The sequence below is a fragment of the Pseudomonas sp. BF-R-01 genome (assembly GCF_019946615.1).
GTDB classification, from domain to species: domain Bacteria; phylum Pseudomonadota; class Gammaproteobacteria; order Pseudomonadales; family Pseudomonadaceae; genus Aquipseudomonas; species Aquipseudomonas migulae.
In genome coordinates this window covers 1-5,936 of sequence record NZ_JAGYFX010000181.1, presented here as the reverse complement: position 1 = coordinate 5,936, position 5,936 = coordinate 1, and the positions used below count along the sequence as shown (strand labels likewise).

At 62.3% G+C, this 5,936-nt stretch carries 7 protein-coding genes; 1 reads left to right on the top strand and 6 read right to left on the bottom strand.

The window, feature by feature from the left end; translation table 11 throughout:
• The coding region (locus KGB27_RS30675; RefSeq protein ID WP_223557349.1) for a MipA/OmpV family protein at nucleotides 1-204 on the top strand (204 nt) is incomplete at its 5' end.
• A 114-nt stretch (nucleotides 205-318) separates the two neighbouring features.
• On the opposite strand, the gene KGB27_RS30670 is transcribed toward KGB27_RS30675, so the two are convergent.
• From KGB27_RS30670 to KGB27_RS30645, 6 genes are all read right to left on the bottom strand, one after another.
• On the bottom strand, nucleotides 319-717 hold the full coding sequence (locus KGB27_RS30670) for a transporter (RefSeq protein ID WP_223557348.1): 399 nt from the start codon (nucleotides 715-717) through the stop codon (nucleotides 319-321).
• Nucleotides 718-727: 10 nt separating this feature from the next.
• On the bottom strand, nucleotides 728-1,102 hold the full coding sequence (locus KGB27_RS30665; RefSeq protein ID WP_008032192.1) for an EamA family transporter: 375 nt from the start codon (nucleotides 1,100-1,102) through the stop codon (nucleotides 728-730).
• Nucleotides 1,099-2,019, bottom strand: coding sequence for an arginase (locus KGB27_RS30660; protein ID WP_192228572.1), 921 nt, complete (start codon nucleotides 2,017-2,019; stop codon nucleotides 1,099-1,101). Before KGB27_RS30660 ends, KGB27_RS30665 begins: the two co-directional genes overlap by 4 nt.
• Nucleotides 2,020-2,262: 243 nt before the next feature.
• A complete protein-coding gene (locus KGB27_RS30655) occupies nucleotides 2,263-2,592 on the bottom strand; it encodes a GlpM family protein (RefSeq protein ID WP_177318184.1) in 330 nt (109 codons plus the stop codon).
• Nucleotides 2,593-2,600: 8 nt separating this feature from the next.
• The gene (locus tag KGB27_RS30650) at nucleotides 2,601-3,929 is read right to left on the bottom strand and encodes a sigma-54-dependent transcriptional regulator (protein ID WP_008040853.1); all 1,329 of its coding nucleotides are present in this window, start codon (nucleotides 3,927-3,929) and stop codon (nucleotides 2,601-2,603) included.
• Complete coding sequence (locus tag KGB27_RS30645) at nucleotides 3,926-5,827, bottom strand: sensor histidine kinase (protein ID WP_008040854.1); 1,902 nt, start codon at nucleotides 5,825-5,827, stop codon at nucleotides 3,926-3,928. Before KGB27_RS30645 ends, KGB27_RS30650 begins: the two co-directional genes overlap by 4 nt.
• Between the last annotated feature and the right edge of the window lie 109 nt (nucleotides 5,828-5,936).

Below are 5,936 nucleotides of genomic sequence, written 5' to 3'. Positions count from 1 at the left end.
CGCCCGTACAACGCCGGTGGTGGCTTGCAGAACGTCGCGCTGACCCAGAGCTTCGAATTTCCCCTGGCGCCGCAATGGTCACTGCTGACGAGCGCGAGCTGGATTCACCTGACGGGGGCGGCGGCGGATAGCAGCATTGTCAAAGCGGTCGGGGATACCAACCAGGGGGAGGTGCAGGCGGCGGTGGCCTACAAGTTTGACTAGAGAAGTTTGTTGGCCGGGCTGACGCCATCGCGAGCAGGCTCGCTCCCACATTTTGACCGCATACCCCTGTGGGAGCGAGCCTGCTCGCGATGGGGCCCTTGAGATCACAGAAAACTAGGTTTCTTCACCTTCGGCGAGCAACGCAATCCCCCCCATGATCACCGCCACCCCCACCCAGTGCAGCACGCTGATCTGCTCGTCCAGCCCCAGCCAAGACCCAAGCAAAACCCCGACAAACACCAGCGAACTCAACGGAAACGCCAGCGAAAGGCTGCTGCGCCGCAATATCAGCATCCACACGAAAAACGCCCCGATGTAACAGGCGATCGCCAGCCACACCCCAGGATTCACCGCTACGGCCATCAGCCATTTCAGGTTGAAATCCATCTGCCCCAGTTGATCACCGCCCACCTTCGTGGCGATCTGCCCGGCACTTTCAAAAGCGATCAACAGCGCCCACAGCACGATGGTGCCCAAGCGCTCATGCAGCCAGTCGGTCTTGCCTCTGATCATCGATTGAGCCTCATGCATGGGCGACACACACGAGCATCACGCCCGCCGTAATCACTAAGGTACCGAGCCAGCGCCGACGACTCACGGTTTCACCGAGGATCAGTTTGCCGGCCAGCACCACGCCGCAATACGCCAGCGCCGCCGCCGGAAACAGCAGGCTCAGTGGCGCACGGGAGAGGGCTTCGAGCCAGACAAAAAACTCGATCACGTAGGCGCCGATCCCGCACCACAGCAGCGGCGCGTTGAACACCTGGCCCCAGAATGCATTCAGGCGAAAACCGCCTTCAAGTTCCGGCAAACGGTCGAGTCCGAGCTTGAAACAGAGCTGGCCAATGACGTCCAGCACGATGGAAAACGCCACCAGCACAATCACGGTAATGGTCATGGGAACAGCTCCTCGAACAGCTCGATCAGTGCCTGATTGGTGGCCGAGTTACGCAGCAGATCGTCTGCGCTCCAGCGTTCCGCCGGCGGCTGGTCGGCCTTGGCCTCCCAGCGTTTGAAGGCATTGCTGAAGGCGGGGCGGGCGTATTCGCCGCAGATGTCGATGCCGAGGATCCGCTTGTTCGCGGCTAGCACGCGTATCGCTTGCAGCAGATGGCTCAGGCGCATGCCGCCCTGATCCCAGTTGGTCGCCGCGTCTTCGCTGGCCAGGACGTCTTTGTCGATGGTGATCCACACCGCCTCGGTGGGCAGGCTGGTGATCAACTGATCGAGAAACACCGGCCAATCCAGTTCGGCGAGGTTGCGCCAGTGCAGCTGGTTTTCCAGTTGCTGATGCCCGGCGCCATCGCCGACCCGGCCCCAGACTTTCGAGGGCGGATGCTGCCACGGAAACAGCTGCAAGACCCCGCGTTTCAGGGCGCTGAGGTTGCCGCCCTTGAGCTGTGGATTTTGCAGGTCATCGCTGCACGGGCCGAGGGTGACGATGCGCTGGACGTTCGGCAGTTTCAGCGCCTGGTTGACCCACGAACCGCAATGCCGACGCGGGGCGAAGTGGACCCAGTCGGGGTGATTGTCGAAGTGGATCAGGCTCACCGGTGCCGGCAAGTCAGTGAGAAAGGCCGGGGTCAAGTGGTGGTAATCGCCTGAGCCGACGAAGAAGATTTCCGGTTGCGGGCCGCTGTGGCGCGGACGTTGTTGCAGGCGTTCGGCGAAGCGGCGCCAGGTGCGTTCGCTGGACCAGAGCCGCAATTTCGGGCCGAGGTCGAGCAGGTCCAGGCGTTTCGCGCGGCCGCTGTCGAGCAACCGTGCGATGGGGGCCTGGGCAGTCAGGCTGTGGTCGAGATCTAAAATGTTCAAGGTCGCAATTCACCCTTGGCAGACCCTCCCAGACACCGGCTCCATCCATCATGAAGGCCGGCCGAGGGGGCTTTTGGGGGTAAATGCAAGGGGCGGGCCAGCCTCCAGTCTCGAAACAACGCAGATCCTGTAGGAGCGAGCGGTGCGGCGATCCGACTTGCCCGCGAAGAACGATAACGCGGTGCATCAGTTGTTCCGCTGCGGACCATTCGCGGGCAAGCCTCGCTCCTACAGGGGATTTGGTCAGGTCTGGAAGCGAACCCAGACGCTGACGAGGATCGTCGCCGCGATCAACCACGCCACCGCCGCCACGGCGAGCGAAGCCTCCAGCCGCATCCGGTCGACCATCACGTACAACGTCGCCAGATAGATGAAGTACGGAATGATCGACCACATGCCAAACACAATCGTGGTCTTCAAGTCGTCCAGCGAGCGACCCTTGCCGACGATGTAGTGCGCAATCAGCGCAAAGGTCGGAAACAGCGGCACCAGGCCGGCGATGTAATAGTTTCTGGTCTTGGCCAGCGCAGCGAGGATCAACACCACCGCCGCACCCAGGGTTGCCTTGAGCATCAGGTCCATCAGTGGCTCAACCCGTACTTCTTCACTTTGTCGAACAGCGTGGTTTTGGCCATGCCCAGTTCCAGGCTGGCCTGGGTCAGGTTGCCGCCGCTGCGTTGCAAGGCGTCGCCGAGCAGGTTGCGTTCGAAGGCTTCCACCGCTTCGGCGAAGGCCAGGCCCTGATTGCTGCCGCTGGCGCCCGACTTCTTGAAGGCCGGCAGACCGAGGGCATACCGCTCGGCTACGTTGCGCAGTTCACGGACGTTGCCCGGCCAGTCGTGGCTCATCAGGTTCGACACGGTCTGGTTGTCCAGCTCCGGCACGGCACGGTCAAAGCGCAAGGACGACTGCTGCAGGAAATGTTCGAACAGTTGCAGGATGTCTTCGCGGCGCTCGCGCAGCGGCGGCAGTTCCAGGGTCACCACGTTCAGCCGGTAATACAAGTCGCTGCGGAATTCGCCGGCCTTGCTCGACTCGTCGAGATCGGACTTGGTCGCCGCGATCACCCGGCAATCCACCGCCACGCTCTGGTTTGAGCCGAGGCGTTCCAGAGTGCGTTCCTGCAACACCCGCAGCAGCTTGATCTGCAACGGCAGCGGCATGCTTTCCACCTCGTCGAGGAACAGCGTGCCGCCGTCGGCGTGTTCGATCTTGCCGATCCGACGCTTGCCGGCGCCGGTGAAGGCGTTGGCTTCGTGGCCGAAGATTTCACTTTCGAACAGGTTCTCCGGCAGGCCACCGCAGTTCAGGGCGACGAACTGTTTGGTGTGACGCCGACTGAAGTCGTGCAGGCAGCGCGCAACCAGTTCTTTACCGGTGCCGGTTTCGCCTTCGATCAGCACGTTGGCCGAGGTATCGGCGACGTTGGCAATCAATTCCCGCAGGTTCTGCATGGCTGGCGAACGACCGATGATCCGGCCTTCCAGGGAATCCCGTTCCGCTAATTGCCGGCGCAACGAAGAGACTTCCCGGGCGAGGCTGCGTTGCTCCAGCGCACGACGGGCGACATCCACCAGGCGTTCGGGGGAGAAAGGTTTCTCCATGAAGTCGTAGGCGCCTTTCTGCATCGCGCCGACGGCCATGGAAATGTCGCCGTGGCCGGTGATCAGCACCACCGGCAGGCTGCGATCACGGGCCTTGAGCCGGGTCAGCAATTCCAGGCCATCAATGCCCGGCAGGCGAATGTCGCTGATGACGATGCCGGCAAAGTTGTCGCCGACCCGCTCCAGCGCTTCTTCGGCGCTGCCCACGCCGACGCAGGGAATGTCTTCCAGGGTCAGCGCCTGTTGGCAGCCGAGCAGCACATGAGGGTCGTCTTCGACGATCAGCACACTAAGGTCGTTGTTCATATTGGCTCGGCTTGAAGGGGGCTTACCAACGGTAAACTGAGGACGAAGGTGGTACCACCGCTGGCCGGGTGTTCGACACCCAAGTGTCCGCCGGTGGCGGCGGCCAGGCTGGCGGACAGGGTCAGGCCGAGGCCCAGGCCTTGCTCGCCGGGTTTGGTGGTGAAGAACGGTTCGAACAGATGCTTGCGCGCTTCGGCATCGATGCCGTGGCCGTTGTCGCGTACCCGCAGGCGATATTTGCCGTCGAACGCTTCGCCTTCGAGCCACAATTCCGGTTGGGGCTGCGACTGCATAGCGTCGAGGGCGTTGCCGATCAGGTTGACCAGAATCTGCTCCAGGCGGGTCTGGTCAATCTGCACCTGCACGTCGGCGAACTCGCGATGCAAGTGCAGAGGGACACTTTCCACGCGTCCACCGAGCAGTTGCAACGCGGCGTCCACCGCTTTGCCGAGGCAGGCCTGGCCCTTGTCGTCGCCGCGCCGGGCGAAGGAGCGCAGGCTTGCGGTGATCCGGCCCATGCGATCGATCAGTTCGTTGATGGTCTTGAGGTTGGTGCTGGCCACATCCAGTTGCCCGCGCTCGAGAAAGCGCACGGTGTTGCCGGACAAGGTGCGCAGCGCCGCCAGCGGCTGGTTCAATTCGTGGGCGATGCTGGTGGACATCTGGCCGATGGCCGCGAGTTTTCCGGCCTGCACCAGTTCATCCTGGGCGCGGCGCAAGGTCTCTTCGGCCTGACGGCGTTCGCGGATCTGGCCCTTGAGCCGTTCGTTGCTGGCGCGCAGGTCGGTGGTGCGTTCGGTAATCCGACGCTCCAGTTGATTGTTGGCTTCCTGCAAGGCTTCCCGGGCGGCGAGACGGGTGGCGATCACCTTGCGGCGCTCGTTCCAGGCAATCAGCAGGAACGCCACCAGGGCAAACGCCACGGCCACCAGAATCCCCTGATTGATCGCTTCGCGACGCAAATCCTGCAGCGGCGTGAGCAGGGTGAAATTCCACGGGGTGTCGCTCAAGGGACGGGTTTGCGAGAGGTAACTGATGTCCTCTTCGTCGGACTCCACCTCGCTGTTGGCCGGGAAGGTCAGTTTTTCCTCGCCTTCGGCCAGTCTTTCTCGGGCCAGCGGTTGCAGCTCGTTCAGTGGAAACCAGTAGTACTGAAGGCTGCGGGCGAGTTTTTCCTTGGTCTCGTCGCTCAATGGAACGACTGATTTCAGCCGTCGCGCCGGATCGCTGGAGAGAATGATGATGCCGTTTTCGTCGCTGACGAAGGCTTCGAGGCGCGCGCGCTGCCAGCGTTCTTCCATGGCTTCGAGGCGGACTTTGACCACCGCGACACCGATGATCTTGCCGTGTTCTTCCAGGCCATGGGCCAGGTAATAACCGGGTTCGCCGTTGGTGCTGCCGATGCCATAGAAGCGACCCGGCTGGCCGCGCACGGCGTTCTGGAAATAGGCGCGAAAGGACAGGTCTTCACCGAGGTAACTGTCGACGTCGCGCCAGTTGCTGGTGGCCATGACGCGACCGGTGGTGTCCATCACGTAGATGGCCCGACTGCGGCTGCGCCGGTTCAGGCCTTCGAGGTATTCATTGACCGTTTGCCGGTGTTCCGGCGACGGGTCGGCCAGCAGCTTCGAAACGCTGGTTTCGAGTTCCAGCAGGCTGGGCAGGTAGGTGTACTTGCTGATCTCGCTCTCGACGGCGCGGGCGTGCAGTTCGAGCTGACGCTGGCCGTTCTCGCTGAGGCTGCGGATCCCGTAGTGCTCGCTGACCCAGAAGCCGAGGTAACCCAATCCGATCATCAGGGCGATGACCAGTGGCGGCAGGAACAAGTGGCGGATCAGACGGGGTTTCACGACGAGTGATGGCGGCGCTGCGCGATAGAGAGTGGGGTCGCATTTCATCACAGATGCCTTGGGTCAACCACAACACAAATCTCAAAACCATCACCGACCCCTGTAGGAGCCGGCTTGCTGGCGATGGTGGGTCAGCCACATTGATGTCGACTGACAC